1 protein-coding gene and 1 pseudogene are annotated in these 24,941 nt (G+C 67.5%); both read left to right on the top strand.

Annotation, left to right across the window (positions count from 1 at the left end):
- Positions 1-322 precede the first annotated feature (322 nt).
- Entirely contained in the window at positions 323-880 is a 558-nt protein-coding gene (locus ROA7023_RS11320) for a toxin-activating lysine-acyltransferase (RefSeq protein ID WP_234992162.1), read from the top strand.
- A pseudogene (locus ROA7023_RS11315) lies at positions 877-24,918 on the top strand (tandem-95 repeat protein); the annotation flags it as partial. The gene ROA7023_RS11320 and the pseudogene ROA7023_RS11315, both read left to right, overlap by 4 nt.
- Positions 24,919-24,941 lie beyond the last annotated feature (23 nt).

The following is a 24,941-nucleotide window of genomic DNA, read 5'->3' as shown; positions in this document are numbered from 1 at the left end:
TCGCCTGACCTGCTTAGCGACCGGAGTCCTAACCTGGGGTTAAGCGGCGTCCGCAAATCTCGGATTCATGCGCTCAAATGATGCGCAGGTCCGCCGCGCTGGGCGCCACCCGACGCGCGAAGCGAGGCGACGGGCGTTCAACTGGCGCCGCCCGGGGTGCGAAATCATGGGCTTGGTGAGGCCGGCAAGTCGGCGAACCGCGGCGGCACTGGGTCCGGGCCGGCCCGCACGGCGGATGACATTATTGCTATCGCGACGGATTTTCGCCGACTATGGTGAGCCATTGATCGGATTCTTCGTCCACGTTTCGAAGTGATTTCTTATGGCTGATGAATTGACGGAAGGCGCGTCGGACAAGAACGGCGACGCGCCGAGCAAGCAGGACCTCGAACATGTGGGGGCGATTCGCGAGCGCCTGCGGACCGCTTTCGGGCAGGTCGTCCTGGCGATGATGGTCCTGCCCCGCTACCGCCACCTCAGCCTTGCGGAACTGCAACGCGTCCTGCTGGACCCGCTGGTGCGCGACCGTGTCGCCCTCGCCCAGACAACCGAGGGGCAGACCCCGATCGACGGCGCGGCCGGGGCCGTGATCTGGGCGAGCGTGTCCGAGCAGGTCGACGCGAAGATCCGCGAGCAGATCCGCGCCGGGGTCTTTCCCCTGCGGCTCGAGCCCGACGACTGGACCAGCGGCGAGATCAACTGGCTGCTGGACGTGATCGCCCCGAGCCAGGACATGACGCGCCGGGTGATGGCGAACATGAAGAAGCTGACGAAGGGCGGCGATCTGCGCATTCACCCGCTGGTGACCGGGATGATCGGCGCGGACACGCTACGCGAAATGGGCGCCCAGTCGGTGTCTGAGGCGGAGGCCGAAAAATGACAGCATCGCAATCCTCGGGCGTCGGCAGCAACGCCGATTTTCTGGAATACCTCCAGGGCGACTGGAAATGGGACGGCACGATCACCGTCAATTACGTGGAGCCAACGAGCTCGACGTTTTTTTTCTACGAGCGCGGGCTCCTCATCACCGCGCTCAACGGCAACTACACGCCGGCCCTGGTTCGGGACCAGGCGATCGCCCCGGCGCTGAAGGCTTTCATCGGCGAGTCCTTCGACACCTGGACCCGGGTCGCCCAGATCAGCTGGGCAGAGACATTCCTGCCCGTCACGAACTACTGGATCGGCGACGTCGACATGAACAGTGCGTTCATGAACCTGCCGGGTGCCCCCGATCCCGGCGACTCCTATTTGCAGAGCGACTACAGCAATCCGTCAGGCTACGATTCCTCGGCAGTCAAGCCGCTGGTCGTCGATCCCGGCGGCGCGGGCTATGCCCATTACGTGACAGTGCACGAGTTCGGCCATGCCCTCGGCCTGTCGCATCCCCACAACCAGAGCCGCGGAACGATCGCGCTCAACGCCGGCAATCCCGGCGGCCAGCCCGCCCACCTGGACATGCGTCATACGATCATGTCCTACACCTGGAACTACACGAACACGACCGCGACTTTCGACACCGAGGGCAAGACGGCCGCGCCGATGGCGCTCGACATCACCGCCGTCCAGAACATGTACGGCGTCAAGCCCAACGCCACCGGCGACAGCCGCTGGGTGATGACGGACCCGGCCACCGACGCGCTGGACCTGGATTTCAGCGACAATTACGCCTCGATCGGCGAGAGCTACATGGGGATCTGGGACAGCGCGGGCGACCGCGACCGGATCGAGTACAAGACCGGCAGCATGCAGGCGGTCATCAACCTCAACCCCGCGAGCATGCAGAAAACGCTGACCGGCGACATGACCGATCTGCTCGCCGACCTGCGGGAGATCGAGTATCAGCTGACCGTCAACGGGACAGTCGCCGGTGAAATCGCGAACCCGCTGACCATCGGCGCCGGCAACATGTCCGGGCTCTACGACAACGCGACCAAGGTCTCCATCGGCGGCGGCTACAACATCGCAAGCGGCGTCGAGATCGAGGACGCGTTGAGCCAGGCCGGCAACGACATGCTGATCGGCAACGCGCTGGACAACTGGCTGAAGTCGAACGAGGGCGAAGACCGTCTTGTCGGCGGCAAGGGCGACGACGATCTCAGCGGCGGCTACGGCGCAGACACGCTGCACGGCAGCGAAGGCAACGACACCGCCCGCTATGACAAGTGGAACTGGGACGACGAGAGCGACATCTACGCCAGCGGCGTGCTGCTGTTCATCTTCGGCGAAAGCTTCACCGTGCCGGGCGCCACCCGGATGGGCGTCCAGTTCACCGATCCGCTCGACACCGAGGTCGACACGATCAAGGACATCGAACGTGTCCTGCTGACCCACCGCCAAGACACGGTGGCGGTCAACGACTGGCTGGTCAACAGTCAGCCGACGCCGCTGCTGATCGACTTCAACCGTTTCGCGCCGGAGCAGGTGACCGAGGACGATTTCGACACGGTCGATTTCTCCAAGATGTCGACCGGCGTCACCTTCGTGAACGGCAAGTTCTCGACCAAGACCTCCGACAACGGCAAGTTGGAGCTGTCGAGGGCCGGTAAAGAGGCCGAGGCCGCCAAGCTCGTCGACTGGCTCAGCGGCACCAACAAGGAGATCGAGGCGACCGCGGCGAACGGCGGCGGATCGAAGGCGGTCGTCGTCGGGGCGCACCGCTTTGTCGGCACCGACAAGGACGACATCTTCTTCATCAATTCCGAACACAACCCCAGCGACTACTTCGACAAGATGTCGTGGCAGGCCGACACGAATTCCGCGGGTGCGCCGTTGTGGGGTGTCGTCGAAGCCGGCAAGGGCAACGACGTCGTCATCTGGAACAACGCCGAGAACCAGCCGGCCAATGCCACGATCGACACGGTCGACGGCGGCATGACCGACAAGGATGGCCAGACGATCGCCGCGCAGGAATTCCGCGCACGGGTCGAGGGGGGCGATGGCGACGACCGGCTGCTGGCGGGCGGCGGCATCGGAACCGTCCTCGTGGGCGGCGACGGCAGCGACCTGCTGTTCAACTCCGCCGTCAAGGGCCAGCTCTGGGGCGGCAACCGGGACGAGCAGGGGGACGGCAAGCTCGACGCCTTCTGGTTCTGGCCCGGCTCCTTCGTCATGGACGCCGAAGAGGTCGACGTGCTCGAGCTGTTCGGCATCCCCGTGGGCGGCGGCACCAACCTGCCCATCATGGGGGCGAGCGCGGCCGATGTCGTCGCGTTCCTGGCGACCATCGCGCAGAACTCCCTGGCGATGGATTACACGCTGCCTTTCGTCTTCTACGGCAACACGACCTCCAACCAGCTGCTGGTCTACAACCAAATCTACGACACGGTGGGCATCGGCGACGCAGCCGAACAGTCCGGCGACGCCTCGCCGGCGATGGTCGTGCAGGATTATGACCAGGGCGGCTATGTCGATACCAAGTGGGGCATCCCCGAAGCCGGGGATCTCGGGATGGTGTTCCGGACCTTCGGCCCCGGCGGCGGCGCTCAGGAGCTTGCGCTGTCGATCTTCACCCTGATCTGGGGCGCGGTCATCACCCAGGCGCAAGCCATGTTGCAGATGGCCAAGAACTTCATCTGGTCAAGCGCGGACGACCCGCTGGTCCTCGATCTCGACGGCGACGGGATCGAGACGATGCAGCGCGAGGACGGCGTCTATTTCGACATGGACGGCGACTTCTTCTCGGAAAGCAGCGGCTGGATCCGGCCCGACGACGGCTTTCTGGTGCTCGACAAGGACGGCAACGGCAAGATCGAGGACATCACCGAGATGTTCGGGGCGCCCGGCGTCTCGGGCTTCGACGAGCTTGCGACCTATGACAGCAATTCCGACGGGGTGATCGACGCCGCCGACGATGTCTGGTCCGAGCTGCGCGTCTGGCGCGATTTCGACCAGGACGGCCGCGTCGACGAGCTCGACCTTTTCACCCTGTCCGAGCTGGGGATCATCTCGTTCGATGTCGCGGGCGCCACGGATATCGATGGGGTGGAGGCGTTCGACAACGTCTTTGCCGCGGAATCGACCTTTACCTGGAGCGATGGCACCACGGGCAACGTGACCGAGGTGCTGTTCGACACCAACCGCGCCATCTCTATCTATCGCGGCGAGCGTGGCATCGCGCCCTGGCTGGAGGGCGACGACACGCCCGACGGCAAGGGCATCGGGTCGATGACCAACCTTGCGGTCGCCATGTCCAACGACCTGATGCTGTCGCGGACCGTCTACGAGGCGACCGCGGGCATGACCGTCGCCGACCTGGCCGACATCCGCGAGAAGGCCACGCCGATCTTCGGGGAATGGAGCCAGTCGCTCTATCGCACCAAGGAGCTGACGCCGGTGCTGCTGGCGGCGGACGGCGCGCTTGTCGACTGGGCGATCTGGCGCGAGGACGACACCGGCGGCTGGTACGAGCTGTCCAGTGGCGCGCCGCTGCGCGATGGCGGCGGCCTGGTCATCGACCGGCCGACCCTGGCCGACGTGATGGCCCAAAGCCCGGCCGATGGCGCCTGGCAGATGGAGGCGCTGTGGTCGCCCCAGGACCGGGGCGCGGCGCTGACCCACCGGACGGCGGCGCCCTACCTCGTGGAGATCGTGGGCGACCGGGCCGAGGTCCGCGACTACGGCATCGAACAGCCCGACGGCTCCTGGCAGCTGGCCAGCGGCACCCCGATCACCGGCGCGGGCGGGTCGCCCATCGCGGCGCCCACCCTGGACGATCTGCTGGCCATGGCGCCGCCCGACGGCCAGGAATGGCGGGTCGAGGCGCTGGGTTTCAACCGCTACGCCGATCCCGAAGTCCCGGCCATCGCGATCAACTTCATCGACGGCGAGGCGGTGGATTACTCGGTCGAGGTGACCGACGCCGACGGCAGCTTCCATGTCTGGGCGCGCAACCTGGACCGGGCGCTGGAGTTGCAGGACAAGCTCGGCCGCGCTGGCGATTTCAAGCTGCGCAACTTCGAGATCGACTTCGACAGGCTGGACGAGCTCGGCTCCACCGACGACAGCTTCTACCGGGTCGAGACCGTCACCGCCGGACAGCTGCACTTCGCCACGACCCTCTACGGGGTCGCCTTCCAGCCCGAGATCATGAAGGCCGACACCGATCCCGACACGGGCATGATCTCTTACACCACGGGCGCGTTCCGCCCCGAGGACGCGATCGAGCTGGGCAATACCGGCGAATACGACGGCACCATCATCCCCTCGGCCATCGAGCTGATGGACCTGGTGATGGAAAGCTACATCAACACCTCGCGGGGCTTCGCCGCGCGGCTGGCGCTGCAGACCGGGCTGAAGGATTTCGCCGAGGGGCTGAGCTATGACGCCGACAGCGACCGGTTCAGCGCCGCCACCAGCTTCGAGCTGGAGCCGATCTTTCAGGCCGTTCTCGCCGGTGCGCCGGGTGACGAGGTCGGGGCGACCGAGTACCTGCAGGGCTGGCACGAGATCCTGCAGGTCATCTATCCCGATTTCTACATCACGCCGACCGACGATTTCTTTGCCGCGACGGTCAAGAAGGACCAGTCCTTCGTCCTCGAGAACCTGATCCCCGCCTACGAGACCCAGCCGACCGTCCTTGACCTGCCCGCGATCATGAACGCGCTGGGCCTGCGGCAGGACAAGCTGATCGAGCATGTCGCGACCGACACCCTGATCGACGGCACCAGGGGCGACGACTGGATCTATCTCAGCGGCGGCGACCAGACCTATCGCGGGGGCGCGGGGGCGGATATCTATTTCGTCGGCGGCGACTTCGGCAACGACGTGATCGACGATGTCGAGGTCGCGCTGGTCGATGCGCCGAAGACCGACGAGCTGCGCTTTACCACCTACACCGCCGATCAGGTCACGGCGCGCGTCGACGGGCTTGACCTGGTGTTCGAGGTGATCGGCACCGACAACACGCTGCGGGTGCGCGACCAGTTCCTGGGCGACCTGATCGACCCGCTGTTCGGCTACAACTTTGCCAACAACACCGGCGTCGGCAGCTTCATCTGGGCCGATGGCGAGATGTGGAACTGGTGGGACCTGGCCTTTGCCGTCAGCCAGCCCGACGATGCGCCCGGCGTGGTCGTCGGCACCCAGTCGCGCGACGTGATCGAGGGCGGCAAGGGCAACGACGTGCTGCGCGGCGGCCGCGACGGCGACATCTACATCTTCCGCGAGGGCGACGGCCAGGACCGGATCATCGACAGCAACGATCGCGCCACCGACGACCCGGTCAAGAAGCTGGACATGGTCCAGGTCCTCGGCGACATCACCGAGGACAACCTGCGGTTCGAGCGGGACGGGCAATCGAACGACGCCCGCATCGTCGTGCTTGACGACACCGGTGCCGGGACCGGCGATGTCATCACGATCGAAGGGCAGTTCTCGTGGTTCAACGCGCCCTTCATCGGCCTGATCTTCAAGGAGGCGATCGAGCGGGTGACGTTCGAGGACGGCAGCTATCTGACCCAGTCCGACATCATGCAGTCGATCATCGAGGACGCGAAGACCGACGGCTCCGACGTGATCTACGGCTACCACAACGCCGACGTCCTCGACGGCGGCGCCGGTGACGACGTGCTGTCGGGGCGCGAGCAGAACGACGTCTACATCTTCGGCCGGGGCTACGGGCTGGACGTGATCGACGACAGTGCGCTCGACCTGTTCTCGGCCAGCTACGACGCGGTCGAGTTCCAGGACGGCATCGGCTGGACCGACCTCACCTTCGAGCGCGAGGGCCCGTCGGACACGATCACCCTGCGTCTGACCGACAGCCCCGACGACGGGATCATCCTGCAGGACAGCTACAAAAAGACGCTGATCCTCGGCTTCACCGACCTGATCGAGGAGCTGCGCTTCGGCGACGGGGTGGTCTGGGACTACGCCAAGCTGGCCCAGCATGTCATCGACCTGTCCGCCGATGCCGGTGACAACACGCTCTACGGCTTCGATATCGCGGACATCCTGAACGGGCTCGAGGGCGACGACCGGCTCGAGGGGCGCGGGGCGGGCGACACCTATATCTGGTACGAAGGCTCGGGCAACGACACGATCTTCGACACCGGCGGCTTCGACCGGGTGGAGCTGCGCGACATTGCCCTGGCGGACGTGGTGATCGACCGCGACGGCCGCGACTTGCTGCTGACGCTGAAATCCTCGGGCGAAGTGCTGCGGCTCGAAGGGCAGTACAACCGCGAGGGCCAGCAGGCCAACGCCATCGACGAGCTGGTGTTTTCCGACCAGGTGGTCCAGTTCACGGCGCTGAACCCCGACCAGGTCGACGTGATCGGCACCGCAGGCGACGACACGCTGCGCGGCAGCGACTTTGCCGAGCTGTTCGACGGGCTTGCCGGCAATGACACGCTGATCGGCGAATCCGATGGCGACACCTACCGCTTCGGCATCGGCTACGGCGAGGACCTCATCGTCGACGTGCAGGCCCGCGTGGCCTGGACCGACCGCGGCGGGCGCAATGCCGAGACCGAGGACCGGGTCCTGTTCGGCCCCGGCGTCACCGAGGCGATGGTCAGCTTTTCGCGGGCCGGGGACGACCTGCTCATCACCCTGGCCGGCCATGTCGACACCCTGCGCATCCAGAACCAGTTCGCCAGCATCCGCGAGGGGGTCGAGCTGTTCGAGTTCGCCAGCGGCCAGGTGAAGTCCATCGCCGATGTCGAGGAAGAGCTGGCCATCGACGGCGCCAACTACGGCGACAACGAGATCACCGGCAGCACCACGAACCCCAACGTGCTCGACGGGCGGCAGGGCGACGACACCCTGATCGGGGGCAATGCGGGCGACACCTATGTCTTCGACGGGGCCTATGACCTCGACCGCGTTGTGGAAAGCGAGACGCCCGACGCCGGCGCGATCGACACCGTGCTCTTCGGTAGCCTTGTGCGGGTCGAGGACCTGCGCGTCCTGCGCGACGGCGAGGACCTGATCCTCGATCTCGGCAACGGGCTGGACCGGCTGACCATCGTGCAGGGCCTCACCACCCGCCAGGTGGAGCGGTTCGAGTTCGCCGACGGCACGATCTGGGACCTCGAGGACATCCGCAACGCGATGACCACCGGGACCGACGGGACCGACGAGATCACCGGCTTCGACGACCGCGACGATACCCTCGTTGGCGGGCTTGGCGATGACGCGCTGGAGGGGCTGGGCGGCAACGACACCTACCGCATCAACCTCGGCGACGGCGACAACTCGGTCCGCGACACCGGCGGCATCGACGCGGTGGTCTTCGGCGCCGGCATCGTGCGCGAGATGATCCGCTTCAGCCAGCAGGGCGAGGATCTGCTGGTGCGCTTCGCGGGGATCGACGACACGCTGATCATCCTGCAGGGCGCCGGCGGCACTGCTGCCGACCGGATCGAGAAATTCGTCTTCGAGGGCGACGCGGCCGACCCCGGCGACGATACCGAGATCGACGCCGACACCGTGACCCGCCTGCTGGTGGTGCAGCAATCGACCGACGGCGACGACGTGATCGACGCCCGCAACGGGCTGTCGCTGACGCTGGATACCGGCGCGGGCGACGACGTGATCCTGGGCAACCGCGACAAGACCTTCGTGCACTACGTCGGCAACGGCATCGACATCATCGACACCCGCGGCCAGGGCGGCGAGAGCCGGCTGATCTTCGCCGACCAATCTTCCAGCAACGCCAAGGTGCGGCGGGTCGACCTGGACGGGCCCGACATCGCCATCACCTTCGCCGAGACCGGCGAGGGCGTGATCGTCAAGGGGGCGCTGACCAACAGCAACATCGCCCAGATCGAATTCGCCGACCAGGTCACCTGGACCGGAGAGGACCTGATCGCCGCCGGTGTCGCCAGCCAGTTCAGCGAGCGCGACGACGCGATCACCGGTTCGCGCTACGACGACACGATCGCCGGGCTCGAGGGCGACGACGACATCCAGGGTGGGCGCGGCGACGACACCTATTTCTACCAGCGCGGCGATGGCCGCGACGTGATCGCGGACGCGCAAGGCAACGACAGGATCGAGATCACCGGCTACCGCCCCGACGAGATGATCGTCCGCCGGCCGGTGCAGGACCGCGACGAGCTGCTGATCACCTTCGACGGCACCGAGGACGAGATCCTGCTGCGCTACCTGCCCGAGGGGGTGGACACGATCGCCTTCACCGACGGCACCGAATTCAGCCGCGACGCCCTGTTCGCGATGACGGTCGGCCAGGGCACCCCCTTCGCCGACAGCCTGTCGGGAAGCGATGGCGACGACACGCTCGAAGGACTGGCCGGACCGGACCGGCTTGACGGCGACGACGGCGCCGACACCTACATCTATTCGCGGGGCGACGGCCGCGACATCATCGACGATTCCGGTCGTTCGTCGGAAACCAACCGTCTTGTGCTGCGCGACTACGGCCCGCTCGACCTGACGGTCGTGCGCTATGCGGACCGGCCCGACGACCTGGTACTGCGCTTTCTGCCCGGCGACGAGATCACCATCGTCGACGGCTTCGACACCAATTCAGGCCGGATCACCGAGTTCGTGTTTGCAGACGGCACGACCTGGGACATCGGCGACATCCTGATCGCGCTGGAGGGGCAGCGCCAGTCCGACCGCAACGAGACCCTGAACGGCACCGACGGCCCGGACCTTCTGGTGGGCGAGGGCGGCGACGACCTGCTGTCCGGCGACCGGGGCGAGGACCGCTATGTCTTCACCCGCGGCGACGGGCGCGACGTGATCCGCGAGGGATCGTTCCAGCAGGACGCCGACGTGATCGAGATCCGGGGCTATACCGCCGCAGAGCTGATCTTTGTCCAGTCGCCCTCGGATCCGGACGATCTCGAGATCCGCTTCGTCGGGACCGATGACCGGATCGTCATCGTCCGCCAGCTGGGAAGCTATGCGCCTGACCACGTCGAAACCATCGAACTGCCCGACGACGGCAATGCGATCCTCACCCGCGCCGACATCGTTCAGGGCCTGATCGACGCCCAGCAGACGGCGGGCGACGACCGCGTGACCGGTTTCGACGGGACCGAAACCTTCGAGCCGGGGACCGGCAACGACGTGGTCGACAATGGCGGCGGCAACGACACCTATGTGTTCCGAGCGGGCGACGGGCAGGATGTCTTCGTCGCCGATTCAGGCAGCAGCACGCTGCAAATCTTCGGGCATTTCCCCGAGGACGTGACGGTCAACCAGGACCTTCGCCAACCGGGGTCCGTGGTGCTGACCTTCGCCGGATCGACCGACAGCATCCGGCTAGACCAGGGCACGGCAACCGAGCACAGGATCAACCAGATCGAGTTCGAAAGCGGCGAAGTCTGGCGGCGCAACGATCTGGACGCGCGCATGGCCGCCTCCATCCCGAAGACCGAAGGCGACGACCGGATCGCCACCGACAGCGGCAGTGAAACCATCGAGGCCGGCGGCGGTTTTGACGAGATCAGCACCGGCTTTGGCGGCGATACGATCGTTTACCGCCCCGGCGACGGGATCGACACCATTGACAACATCACGGGACAGACACTGTCCCTGCCAGACCTGACACCTGCCGACATCATCCTTTGGGGCGAACTTTTTGGCGACGACAACAGCCTGACGTTGAACATCCTCGGGGAACGCGGACAGATCCGGATCGTCGGCGGAAGCTCGTCCATTGACGAGATCGTCTTTGGCGGCGGCGCGACACCCGTCGTCTGGAACCGCACCGACATCGAGGCCAATGCCGTGCCGATGCTGGCCGAGGCGGGTCCGGTCTCGACAATTGGCAGCTCGGGCAACGATACATGGGACAGCTCGCCCGCCGACGAGGCACGTCGCGATTTCCGTGGCTCGGACACCTACATTTATGAGTTGGGCGACGGCCACGACATCCTGTTCGACAGCACCGCGCAGGTCGGCACCGATGTCAATATTGTCGACTTCCCTGATCTCGCCTCGACCGATGTCATCGCCAACCGCGACCCGCTGAACCCCGACTCTCTGGTCCTGACCTTCCTGACCGGTGCCGGATCGCTGACCGTTGACGATATGTTCGCCAGCGGCGATCGCAACCAGATACAGACCTTTGCCTTTTCCGACGGTGTCACGCTGACCGCCGAAGACCTGCGGACGCAGACGGCGATCGTTGCCGGGCCGGGCCCGGACGACCTGACCGGAGACGAGACCGACAATACGATCGACGCCCAGGGCGGCAATGACCTGATTACTGCCGGGGGCGGCAATGACACCATCACCGGCGGGCTGGGCGACGACGTCTCCTATGGCGGGGACGGGGCGGATACCTATCTCTATGCCGCGGGCGACGGCCACCACCTGATCGTCGACGACGCCGAAACCACCGCCAACACGCTGGACCTGGCCGGGATTGCGCCTGGCGACGTCACCGTCGGCTGGGATGCGATCCTCGGGCGGGCGATCCTCAGCTTTGCCGGGGGGGGATCGGTCACGCTGGACGACAGACCCGAATACCGGTTCATCTATGATCCGGCGTCATTCGCGATCAGCTTTGGCGAAGTGACCTTTGACGACGGCACTGTCTGGGACGATGCCGAAATCCTGTCACGGCTGCCCACCGATTTCTTTGAACTCATCGATCCTGCCACCGGGGCCTGGTCACCAGCCAACGGGCCGCGTGATACTGTCTTTTACGGCGACGAAGGGTCGACGGCCTTTACCTATGCGCGCGGCGACGGGACCGACAGCTTTCTTGACAATGGGAGTCTGGACGAGACCGACACCGACACGCTGACCCTGACAGACCTGCTGCCGGGCGACATCCTGTTCGCCGAGTATGTCAGCTATCTTGCCTATCGTGTCACCTATGGCGAAAGCGCCCCCGGCGCGGGCGACGGGGGCCAGTTCGCCCTGAGGATGCGCGAATACAATGACTTCGAGGGCGGCGAGGGAACGCTCATTCCCAACGGGGTTGATCAGATCGTGTTCTCGGATTCCACGATCTGGACCGCCATGGATCTCGACGCCCTGCCTGTCCCCGGCGGCGCACCGGCGGGCACGCCAATTGCGGATCTCATCGAAGGCACCAGTGGCCCCGACACAATCGAGCCCGGTCAGGGCAACGACGGGGCCCGCGGCAAAGGAGGCACGGACACCTATATCTACACGCGCGGCGACGGCAACGATGCCTGGGAAGACCAGAGCTATGAGGGCCCACCCGCCGGGCTGATCGTCCTGCGGTCTGTCTTGGAGGCCGACCTGTCCTTTGTCAGGCGCCATGACGCGCTGGTCCTGACCATCGCGGCGACGCTGCCCGATGGCTCGGACGCGGGCGAGATCCAGTTGCGCGACTATTTCAGCTATTCCTCGGCCTGGGCCGGCGTGACGGTCACACTGGACGACGGCACTGTCCTGACAGATGGCAGCATTCTGTCGACCCTTCTGGCCAGCCAGTTCACAGCAGGCGACGACATTATCCTTGGCACCCCCCGGGGCGAGACCGTCACCCCCGGTGCAGGCGACGACGCGGTCGACCTGCGGGCGGCAGGTGCCGACGTATTGGCCTACGCCCGCGGCGACGGCGACGACATCGTGCTTGTGCGGTCCTACGATTCGGACCTGACGATTGATCTGACCGACCTGGCGCCGGCCGATATCGAGATCCTGCGCCAGGCCGACGACCTTGTGATCAAGATCCCTGAAAGCGCCGCGGGCGCGGACGACGGCGGGTCACTGCGGATCGTGGACGGCTATCCTGCGAATGGCGACAGAGAGATGCTTCTGGCGGGCATCGCCTTTGCCGACGGCACCGTTTGGGGCCAGACCGAGATTGCCGAGGCCTTCGCCGCCAGGCTGCTCGATGCCGGTGACAACCTTGTCCGCAACGCCGGCCCCGCGCTGACCTACGAGATGGGCGCGGGCGACGACCGCTTCGAGACCACCGAGGCGGGCGACCTCTATGTCTACCGCAATGGCGATGGCGCCGACGTCATCGTCGAGAACGGCGAATACTCTTACATCGACTACGACAACATCCTGCCCGATGTGCTGGAATTCCCGGATTTTCTGCCCGCGAACCTGCTGGCGTCGCGCCAGGGCGAGGACCTTCTGCTGACCGTCGACACCGGCACCGGGCTGACCGCCGGGTCGGTGCGCCTTGTCCGGGCCTTCGCGACCGAGAACGACGACCAGGGCCTGGTCGAGACCGTGCGCTTCAGCGACGGCTCCGAGGTGGCGGTACGCACCCTGATGCAGGGCGTGATCGACGCAGCCTCGACACCGCTTGACGACCTCATCGCCGCCTCGCGCGGCAATGACGACGTGACCCCCGGGACCGGCGACGACATCGTCCTGGGGCGCGACGGCGACGACACCTATCGCTATGCCCGTGGCGATGGCGACATGCGGCTGATCGACGTGGCCGAATACCGGTTCGCCAGCGACGAGGACCGGCTGATCCTGACCGACATCGCCCCCGACGCGGTCAGTTTCGCGGCGACCCCCGCCGGTATCCTGCTGACCATCGCCGAAACGGCGGCCGGCGCGGGCGATGGCGGCTCGATCCTGCTCGAACGCATGCTGACCGAGGGCGCCGACGATGACGACGGGATCGAGATCGTGGAATTCGGCGACGGCTCGACCATCGATCGGACGGGCATCGCCGCCGCGATCCTCGCGGATGCGGGCACGCCCTTCGCCGACCGGATCATCGGCAGCGACGACGACAACACGATCGACGGCAAGGCCGGCGACGACGTGCTGTCGGGCGGCGACGGGTCGGACGATTATCTCTATCGCCGCGGCGACGGGTTCGACCTGATCGTCGAGACGGACACCGGCGACACCGACCGGCTGCTGCTGCTGGGACTGACGCCGGACGAGGTGGTCCTGTCCGAGGGGCTGTTCGGCGACCTTCTGGTTCAAATCCTCGAAAGTGCGCCCGACGCGGGCGACAGCGGGCTGATCACCGCCCGCGGGTCGTTCTCGGGCTTCAGCTCGCGCGGGCTGAACGAGATCGTCTTCGACGACGGCACCACCTGGACCCGCAGCGATTTCGAGACCCTCGCCCTGCGCAACGAGGCCACCAGCGGCGCCGACCGCCTTGAGGGCACGACCGAGGACGACACGATCGAGGGCGGGCTCGGCGACGACCTCACCCTCGGCGGTCGGGGCAGCGACCTTTACGTCTACACCCGGGGCGACGGCATCGACGTGATCCGCGACGAGGGCTCATCGGCCGATATCGACCGGCTGGAGATCCGGGGCTACGCACCCTCCGAGGTGGGCTTTGCCCGGCGCGGGCGCGACGGCGAGGACCTCGTCGTGCGGCTGCCCGACAGCGGCGACGAGATCACCGTCGTGCGCGGGCTGGTCGCGACCACCTCTGTCCGCATCGAAGAGGTGCATTTCGCCGACACCGGCGAGACCCTGACCATCGAAGAGATCGAGGGCCAGCTGATCCTCGGCCAGCCGACCGATGCCGACGACATCCTGCTGGGCAGCCGCGCGGGCGACCAGCTTGAGGCGATGGGGGGCGACGACCTGCAACTGGGCGGTGCGGGCGACGACGTCTACATCTGGCGCCGCGGCGACGGCGACGACCGCATCACCGACGAGGGCGGCGACAGCGAGGACCGCCTGCGCCTGCTCGACATCGCCCCGGGCGAGCTTGCCGACGTGGGGCGCAGCCCCGCCGACGGCGATGACCTGGTGCTGCGGATGCCGGGCGCGACCGACCGGATCTTGCTGACGGGCGCCCTCAAGGGCGACACCGACGGGGTGGACGTGGTGGAGTTCTCGGACGGCACCGAGTGGCGCACGCCCGAGATGCGCACGGCGGTGCTGGCCTTCGCCGCCGGACCGGGCGATGCCAACATCCGCGGCTTTGACGGGGTCGATACGCTCACCGGCGGGGGCGGCAATGACCTGCTGATCGGCTACGGGGGCAACGACACCTATGTCGTGCGCCAGGGCGACGGCGACGAGGTGATCGACGACCAGTCCGCCGATACGCTCGACATCCTGTCGCTGCCCGATTTCAACGCACTCGAGACCGGGGTCTCGCGGCTCTACAAGGGGTCGGACGCGATCGTCTTCAGCTTCGCCACCTCGGGCGACACGGTCACGATCCATAACTTCCTGTCCACCGACGACACCGGCGTGGAAGAGGTCCGCTTCTCGGACGGCACGGTCTGGACCTCGGCCGAGGTTCTGACGATCCTCGACAACAACGCGCCCGTGGCGGTCGAGGACGGCATCTTCTCGGTGCAGGAGGCAAGCGCGCTTCGGCTCGATCCGCAGGCGCTGCTGCGCAACGATTTCGACGCCGACCTGCAGGAGCTGCAGATCATCTCGGTCGACGGCGGGGCGAACGGCACGGCCGAGATCGACGGCGACGGCAATGTCCTTTGGACCGGGGTCGCGGGCTTCCGCGGCGCGACGCAATTCACCTATACGGTGACCGACGGCGTCGGCGGCTTTGCCACCGGCACGGCCTCTGTCCGGGTCACCCCGCCGGCGCTGGCGCGTGATGACGAGGGCTTCGCCGTGGTCGAGGACGGTGCGCTCACGATCGAGCCGCTGCGCCTGCTGTCCAACGACAGCGACGGCGACCAGATGGTGGTGGGCCGCGTATTCGGCGCGCAGAACGGCAGCGTGAGCACCGGAACCGGCGGCACCATCGTCTTTACCCCGGCGGCCGATTTCAACGGGCTCGCCAGCTTCCGCTACGAGGCGAACACGCCCGAAGGCGGCCAGAGCGAGGCGACGGTCTATGTCACCGTCACGCCGGTCAACGACGACCCCGTCGCCAATGACGACGCGCGGATCGAGCTGCTGCTCGACCAGCAGCTGACCTTCAGCCAGTTCGACCTGCTGCTCAATGATACCGACCCGGACGGCGACCGGGTGACGATCACGGGCGTGACCGGCAGCGACGACCTGACGGTCGAGCTCAGGGCCAATGGCGACATCATCCTGACGCCGGACGCCGGGTTCCTCGGCACCAGCAGCTTCGGCTACGCGGTCAGCGACGGGGCCGGGGGGACGGATACAGCCATCGTTCCGGTGATCGTTTCCGCCGCCGGAGACCCGCCCCAGCCCGGCGACGACACCTTCGAGACCAACGAGGGCGTGCCCCTCGCGATTTCCAGCGATGAGCTTCTGGCCAACGACAGCTCGCCCCTCGGCAGCGACCTGGTCATCGTCTCGGCACGGGGCGGCACCGGCCTCAACATCGAGCTGGAGCTCAACGGTGTCATCGTCGCCGATCCCAGGGCCGGGTTCAACGGACAGGGCCAGTTCACCTACACCGTCGCCGACGATCGCGGGGTGACCGCCGAGGCGACGGTCTTCGTCAACGTGCTGGCCGTCAACGACCCGCCCAGGGCGGGCAACGACAGCCATTCCGACCCGTCGATCTTCTTCCTCGACGGCACCCGCGACACACCTCTGGTGATCGACATCGCGGACCTTCTGTCGAACGACAGCGATCCCGAGGACGCGACCGTCAGCTTCGTGTCGGTCCAGGCGGCGACGGACGGCCTGGCTGTGCGCGACGGCGACCAGATCACCTTTACACCCGATCCCGGCTTCACCGGCGTCGCGACCTTCCGCTACCTTGTGCAGGACAGCGAAAACGCCACCGACGACGCCGTGGTCTCGATGCTGTTCCTGGCCACCTCCGACGCGCCGCCCGTCGCCCTCGACGATGCGGTGACGCTGTTCGAGGACGCGCCCCAGACCTTCCTCGCCTCGACCCTGCTGTCGAACGACATCGACGTGGACGGCGACGCGATGCGGATCACCTCGGTCAGCGTCGGGCAGGGCTCCGGCAACAAGGGCAGCGTGGCGCTCGACGCCGATGGCAACGTGGTCTTCACCCCGCTGCTGAACCAGAACGGCCTTGCCAGCTTCTCCTACACCGTCACCGATGACCGGCACGGCAGCGACACCGGCCGCGTCAGCGTCGAGATCATCGCCCAGGACGACACGCCCACCGCCGGGGACGACACAGCCACCGGCACCCGCGGCGTGCCGCTGGTGGTTCGGATTTCGGACCTGCTGCTCAACGACAGCGACGTGGACATGCCCGAAAACCAGTGGGGCGCACTGGACTTCGCCGGCATCCGTTCCACCGAGGATGGCACCGCCGAGGTCTACGAGGACGAGTTCGTCGTCATCCGCTACGCCGACGGCTTCGCCGGAGAGACCGCGTTCGACTACATCCTCGCCGACCCGACTGATCTGGAGGATGACGGCACCGTCGCCGTGACCATCGAGGACCGGGTCGAGCTGACCATCGTGGGGACCGAGGCGCGTGACCTGCTGTTCGGCGGCGCCGAGGACCGGACGATCTTCGGCCTGTCCGGGGCTGACGACATCTTCGGCGAGGGCGGCAAAGACCTCATCATCGGCGGCGACGACGAGGATCTGATCAACGGCGGCGACGGCATCGACCTTGCGAGCTTCGACGGCTCCAACGTGGGCGTCCGCGCCGACCTGCAGACCCGGATCGGCCAGGGCGGGCATGCCCAGGGCGACCGTTTCCTCGGGATCGAGGGCTTCGTCGGCAGCGAATACGATGACGACCTCTTCGGCGACGGCGGCGAGAACACCCTGCGCGGCGGCGACGGCAACGACAGCCTGGTGGGCCGGGGCGGCGCGGACACGCTGCTGGGCGAGATCGGCGACGACATCCTGAACGGCGGCCTCGGCGCCGACAGCCTGGACGGCGGCGCGGGCAACGACACCGTGGATTACTCCGAGAGCGCCTCGGGCGTCCAGATCTCGCTGATCGCCGACACCGCCGCGGGCGGCCAGGCCGAGGGCGACACGCTCGACCGGATCGAGAACCTGATCGGCTCGGGCCACGACGACCTGCTGGAGGGCGACGGCGCGGCCAACACCCTCTTCGGCGGCCGGGGCGATGACGAGCTGCGCGGACTGGGCGGCAACGACGTGCTGGTCGGCGGGCGCGGGGCGGACAATCACCTGGGCGGCGCGGGCATCGACACGGCGTCCTTCCTGACGTCAGAGGTCGGGATCACCATCGACATGCAGAGCGGCACCGCCTCCTCGGGCGATGCCGCCGGCGACAGCTTCACCTCGATCGAGATCGTCGAGGGCTCGTTCCACGACGACACCATCCGCGGCACCGCGGCCGCCAACACCGTGACCGGCGGGCGCGGCGCGGACAGCATCGACGGCCGCGGCGGCATCGACACCGCGAACTTCGCCGACGCCGACGAAAGCGTGAGCGTCGACCTCGGGCTCGGCGTGGGGACCGAGGGCGAGGCGGCGGGCGACACCTATGCCTCGATCGAGGCGCTGATCGGGTCGGTCTGGAACGACACCCTGATCGGCAGCGCAAGGGACGAGACCTTCGACGGCAATCGCGGCGACGACCTGATGCAGGGGGCGGCGGGCTCGGACGATTACGTCAAGGCGCTCGATACCGGCGAAGACACGATCGACGACCAGGGGGCCACGGGCGACATCGACCGGATCCTGATGGGCCCCGGCATCGCCGCCTCGGATGTGAGCGTGGTCCGCGAGGGCGGCTCCGACAGCCTGACGCTGGAGATCGAGCAGGGCGCAGGCATCCTGACCGACCGCGTCCTTGTCACCAACCATTTCGCCGGGCCCGAGACCGGGATCGAGCAGGTGGTGTTCGAGGACGGCACGATCTGGGATCGCGACCTGATCGCGACGCTGGCGAGCGAACGGGCGCTGAACGCCCAGGACGACCTGATCCGCTTTGCGACCGAGGACGAGCCGCTCGAGATCACCGCCGCCGCGCTGACAGAGAATGACCGGGCCGACGACCTGACGATTACCGGCGTGACCGCCATCTCGGGCGGCACGGTCGAACTGCTGGCGAATGGCAACGTGCGCTTCCTGGGGGCAGAGAACGTCAACGGCGACGCCTTCTTCGACTATGACGTGACCGACGGACTCGGACGCGTCTCGACCGCGCGGGTCGAGGTCAACATCCTGCCCGTGAACGACCCGCCGCAAGCGAACAACGACGGTCCCATCCTCGGCATCGAGGACACGCCGCTGACCATCGACATCGCCGATCTGCTGGGCAACGACGGCGACATCGACGGCGACGACCTCTCGATCATCGGGTTCGCGCCGTTGATCGGCGCGGACGGCCTGCCGCTGGCGCCGGGCGCGCTGAAGACCGGCTCCTATGCCGACGTGGGCATTTTCGGTGGGGTCGTGACGGTCAACCCTCAGCGCGACCATTTCGGCTTTGCGGGCTTCCGCTACACGATTTCCGACCCGGACGGGCTGACCTCGACCGCCGAGGTCGAGGTGACCTTCGCGCCGGTCAACGATGGCCCGCGCGGCGGGCGAGACGACCGGGTCGCGCGGCTTGGCCAGACCGCATTGTTCGAGATCGACGCGCTGCTCAGCAACGACGAGGACCCCGAGGGCGACAGCTTTACCCTGACCGGCGTGACCGAAGGGTCGAACGGCAGCGTGTTCCTGTCCGACGCCGGCGGCAATGCCGCCACGGGCAACGCGGCCACCCATGTCGCCTTTGACGGCGCAGCCCTGGGCGATGCCGCCTTCACCTACCAGCTGACCGACAGTTTCGGCGCCAATGGCTCGGGCCGGGTCGAGGTGCGCGTGCGCCCGCTCAACGATCCGCCGACCGCGGTCAACGACCGCAACATGCCCGAGCTCGAGACCTTCGAGGACGCGCCGCTGCTGATCGACACTGCCTTGTTGCTGGCCAACGACAGCGACAGGAACGGCGATGCGATCTCGATCGTCGGCATCGAACGCTTCCCCGAGAACGGCCGCGTCGAATACGACGGTACCGGGTCGATCCTGTTCATCCCGCGGGCGGATTACAACGGGCCGGCCCGATTCACCTATATCCTCGAGGACGAGAAGGGGGACCAGGATACCGCCGTCGTCACCGTCAACATCGTGCCGCGCAACGACCCGCCGATGATCCGCGACGACGTGCTCTGGGCGGACGAGGACACGGTCCTGTCGGTCACCGCCGCCGAGGCATTCGCCAATGACGGCGACGACGAGGGCGATGTGCTGTTCTTCGAGCAGGTGACCCTGCTGGGCCAGGTCAACGTGGATTTCGCCCTGCGTCCGGCGCTGGACCGCAGCGGCCTGTCCGACGTCGGGACCGTGTCCCAGGCGCAGGCGATCGGGGTGCGGCAGGCCGATGGCAGCGCGCTGCCCGACTGGCTGAGTTTCGATGCGGGCGGCCTCACCTTCAGTGGCACCCCGCCCGAGGCGGACGCCGGTCCCGTCGGCATCATCGTGACCTTCGCCCGACCCGACCTGCTGAGCGGCGAGACGGTGCTGGTCGAACGCGCCCTCGTCCTCGACACGTTCGATCTGGCGGCCGGGCCGGTGGAGATCTCACCCGAGCCGGTGATCTACGACCGGCCGCTCGCCCCCGAGACGCCGCTCGTGATCGAAACGCTGGCGACCGGCGCGACCCTGCAAGGCGGCGACCCGCTGCCCGACTGGCTGAGCTTCGATGCGGCCACGGCCAGCTTTGCCGGCACGCCACCGCTGGGTGCGCCCCCCGTCGATGTGACGCTGAGCCTCACGGACATCAATCGCATGACCGGGGACGAGGTCGAGCACTCCGTCGATGCGCAGCTCGATCCGGCGGATTTCACCGGCGATCCGGTGACGATCACCCTGCCGCAATCCAACAGCGTCACCGCGACGCTCGCGGATGGCAGCCCGCTGCCGGGCTGGCTGTCGTTCGATGCCGCCTCCCTCAGCTTTGCCGGGGTTGCGCCCGATGACACCGCTCCGCCGTTCGACGTGGCGCTGGTCTTCGCCTATGCCGATCCGGCCGGCGGCGCGCCGGTCGCGCGGACAGAGCTGCTGACCATCGACCCCGCCGACAGCCTGGGGCTTGCGACCGGCGTCGTCTGGTCCGAAACAGCCCTTCTTGCGCCGCTCGGGACCGGCAGCTGGAGCGCTGCGGAATCCACCGGCCGCGACCTGCCGGCCTGGCTGACCTTCGACGACAGCACCCGCAGCCTGTCGCTGACCGGTGTGGCCCCCGATGCCGAGGAGGATATCACCCGCGTCCGCGTGAGCTTCACACCTGAGGATGCCGGGGCGCCCGCCTTCGGCATCGAGGTTGCCATAGATCCCTTCGCGCCGCTCGATCCGCGGCTGAACGACCTCTTCGCGGTCGATCCCTATTTCGAGGCGCTGGGGCTGATGGCCCTGCCGCTGGCCGGGGACGAGGATCTGGACGCGCAAACCGCAGACCGCTCGCCGCTGCCGGACTGGCTGAGCTTCGACGCCGCCTCGGGCCGCTTCGGCGGCACCCCGCCCGATGCCTGGGTCGGCCGGATCGACGCGCGGGTCGACGTCACCGCCTCGACCGAGGCGGATCGCCCGGCCTTCGCCCTGGTGATGCCGCTGGTGATCGACCCGCTGCTGGACACCAAGGCCGGTCCGGGGATCTCGATCACGCCGCTGGACGATTTCATCGGCATCGACGCGCCGGACGATTTCACCGGCGGGATCGTGCTGAGCTATACCGCCCGCGACACCAAGGACGCCGTGCAGGACACGCCGGCCACCGTGGTGCTGAACGTCCTGCCGCTGCCTGACGACCCGGTCGCGGGCGATGACGCCTTCGAGGTGCTGGACATCGACCAGCTGTCCTTCTCGATCTTGAACCTGCTCGACGACGACACCGATCCCGACGGCGGCCCGGTCTGGCTGACCGGTCTGGGCCCGGTCACCGATGGCACATTGTCCGTCGTGACCAGGGAGATCCGCGCCGACCTGCCGCCGATCCCCGATCTCGGCGCGGGTGTCACCCATGCGGCGACCCTGTCGGACGGCAGCGCACTGCCCGACTGGCTGAGCATCGACGCGGACACCGGCGCGCTTTCGGGCACCCCGCCGCTGACCCTGGTGGACCGGCTGGATATCCTCGTGACCTCCACCGGGGCCACGGAAACCCATGTGACGCCCGTCGCACTGCCCGTGGACGGCAACGCCGAGGCCGAATTCACCTTCGTTCCGCCGGCCGATTTCGCGGGCGCCGCGCTATTCGAATACACGATCCGCGATGAGGACGGGGCGACCGGCACCGGCACAGTCCGGATCGACGTGCTGGCCACCGAACAGCCGCCCGTGGCCGTCGACGACCGCGTGACCGGGTTCGAGGACACCCCGGTCGTCATCGATGCGGCCGCCCTTCTGGCCAACGACACCGACATCGACGACGACACGCTGTCCCTGGTCCAGGTGCTGAACGCGGCGAACGGCAGCGTCGCGCTGAACGGCAGCACGATCACCTTCACACCCGATGCCGATTTCGCCGGCACAGCGAGTTTCGATTACGTCGTGACCGACGATATCCACGGCGAGGACACCGGCTCGGTCACCGTCGTGCTGGCCAGCACCAACCGTGCGCCCATCGCCCGCCCGGAAAGCTTCGCGGAGGACGAGGATACCACGATCAACCTCGTGCAGGCCGATCTGATTGCGAACGACACCGATCCGGACGACGACGAGCTGAGCTTCGTCCGCTTCCTGCCCGACGTCGAGAACGGGGTGCTGAACCTGCTGCCCGACGGCAGCTATGAACTGGTCCCGCGCGAGAATTTCGTGGGCGACATCACGGTCGGCTACCGCATCACCGACGGCCGGTTGACCGCGGACGGAGAGATCACCGTCAGCTATGCGCCGATCAACGACGACCCCGTGGGCGTGCAGGACGACGGGTACCTCACCGCGATGAACACCGCGATCGAGATCGACGTGGCCGCCCTGCTGGACAACGACACCGACCCCGAGGGCGACGGCCTCAGCCTGACCGGCGTGCTTGACCCGGTGAACGGCGCGGTCGAGCTGACCGGCGACACCGTGACCTTCACCCCGCGCGCGGATTTCTTCGGCAACGGCGGCTTTTCCTACCGGATCAGCGACGGCAACGGCGGCACCGCGCGGGCCGACGTGCTGATCGGGGTGACCACCGACCAGGCCCTGCCGATCGCCTTCCCCGACGCCTTCGGCCCGATCAGCGAGGGCGAGAGCCTGCTGATCGACCCGGCGGACCTGCTGGCGAACGACATCCACCCCAACGGCGACCCGATCAGTTTCGTCAGGGTCTCGGGTGGCAGAGTGTCGATGGAGGGCGACCAGATCCGCTTTGATGCCGGGCCCGACGCCAATGGCATCCTGAGTGCTGGCTACGTGATCACCGACGCGTCCGGCATCGAGATTGAGGGCCGCTTTACCGTCGACGTCTTGCCGGTCGACGACGACCCCGTGGCCGTCGACGACACGCTGACGGGCACCGAAGACGCCGTGCTGACCACGCCGCTGTCGACGCTTCTGGCCAATGACAGCGACGCCGACGGGCATCCCCGCGCCGTGACCGGCGTGTCGGACGCGGTGGGCGGGACGGTCGCGCTCGACGGTCTGGGAAATGTCGTCTTCACCCCCGACGCCGACCTCAACCGCGACAACGGCACGGCCGGCTTCCGCTATGCCATCACCGACAGCACCGGCGCCGCGGCCGAGGGAGAGGTCACGGTCCTGCTCGATCCGGCCAACGACGACCCGGTGATCGGACGCCTGCCCGACATCTTCGGGACCGAGGACACGCGGCTCGCGAAATCCCTGCCCGGCGACGCCTTCTCGGACATCGACGGCGACGTGCTGACGATCTCGGTGGTCCAGGCGGACGGCGCCGCGCTGCCGTCGTGGCTCAGCTTCGATCCCGCGACGCTCGGCCTGATCGGGGACCCGCCGGAGAACTTCAACGGGACCCTCAAGTTGCAGGCCCGCGCCACCGACGGGATCGAGACCACGACCCGCGACTTCGACCTGAACATCGAGGCGGTCAACGACATCCCCGTCCTCGGCGGCGCCTTCTCGGACCGCTTCGTGACCGAGGACATGGCGTTCGACATCACCCTGCAGCAGGGCCTGTTCTCGGATCCCGACGGCGAGGCTCTGAGCTTCGATCTGACCCTGTCGGATGGCAGCCCGCTGCCCGGATGGCTGTCGGCGGATACCGAGACCCTGCGGCTTGCCGGGCAGCCGCCCGCGAATTTTAACGGCCAGCTCGACATCCGGGTCTCGGCGAGCGACGGGACCGCGACGATCTCGGACCTCTTCCGGCTGACGGTGCGGGCGGTCAACGACGCGCCGACCGTGGTCGCGCCCTTCGCCGACCAGACCGTGACCGGCGGCGGGGCCTTCGACATCGCCATCCCGGCCTCGGTGTTCGAGGATGTGGACGGCGATCCGCTGATGCTGGCGCTGCGTCTCGCGAACGGCCTGCCGCTTCCGGATTGGATGAGCTTTGACGGTACCGCGCTGAGCGGGACTGCCCCGGGCAGTGTCGCGACCCCGCTGGCGCTGGAGCTTCTGGCGACGGATGGCACCGCAGTCGCCTCCGACACCTTCCAGTTCACGGTTGCGGCAACGTCCGGCGGTGGCGATGGCGGTGGCGCCGGCGCGGGCTCCGGTGGCACGGGCGGATCGAGCGGGGAAGGCAACGACGCGCCGGTCACCGGTGGCGGCCCCCGTCCCGGCGGCACCCAGACGGTCCGCGGCGGTGACGGCAATGACACCGTCAGCGGCGACGGCGGCCGTGACGACCTGCGCGGCGGGGGCGGCAATGATACGCTCGACGGTGGCGGCGGCGGCGACTACCTGCGCGGCGGGGCGGGCAACGACCTGCTGCGCGGCAGCAACGGCGCCGACACGCTGAACGGCAGCACCGGGGCCGACCAGCTCTTTGGCGGGCGCGGGCCCGACCGGCTCAACGGCAATGCCGGCGAAGACGGGCTCTTTGGCGGGATCGGCGGAGATTTCCTGTTCGGCGGCGGCGGCCGCGACACGCTCAGCGGCGGCGGCGGCGGCGACTACCTGCGCGGCGGGGCGGATGACGACCTGCTGATCGGGGGCGACGGCGACGACACGCTGAACGGGGGCATGGGCACCGACCTGCTCTATGGCGGGCGGGCCGCGACCGG

The sequence above is a fragment of the Roseisalinus antarcticus genome (assembly GCF_900172355.1).
Lineage (GTDB): Bacteria > Pseudomonadota > Alphaproteobacteria > Rhodobacterales > Rhodobacteraceae > Oceanicola > Oceanicola antarcticus_A.
This window is presented reverse-complemented; position numbering and strand designations above follow the sequence as displayed.

What these genes read in the sequence shown, in the direction of transcription:
- ROA7023_RS11320 (WP_234992162.1), top strand. Translation starts at nt 323, where the DNA reads ATGGCTGATGAATTGACGGAAGGCGCGTCGGACAAGAACGGCGACGCG.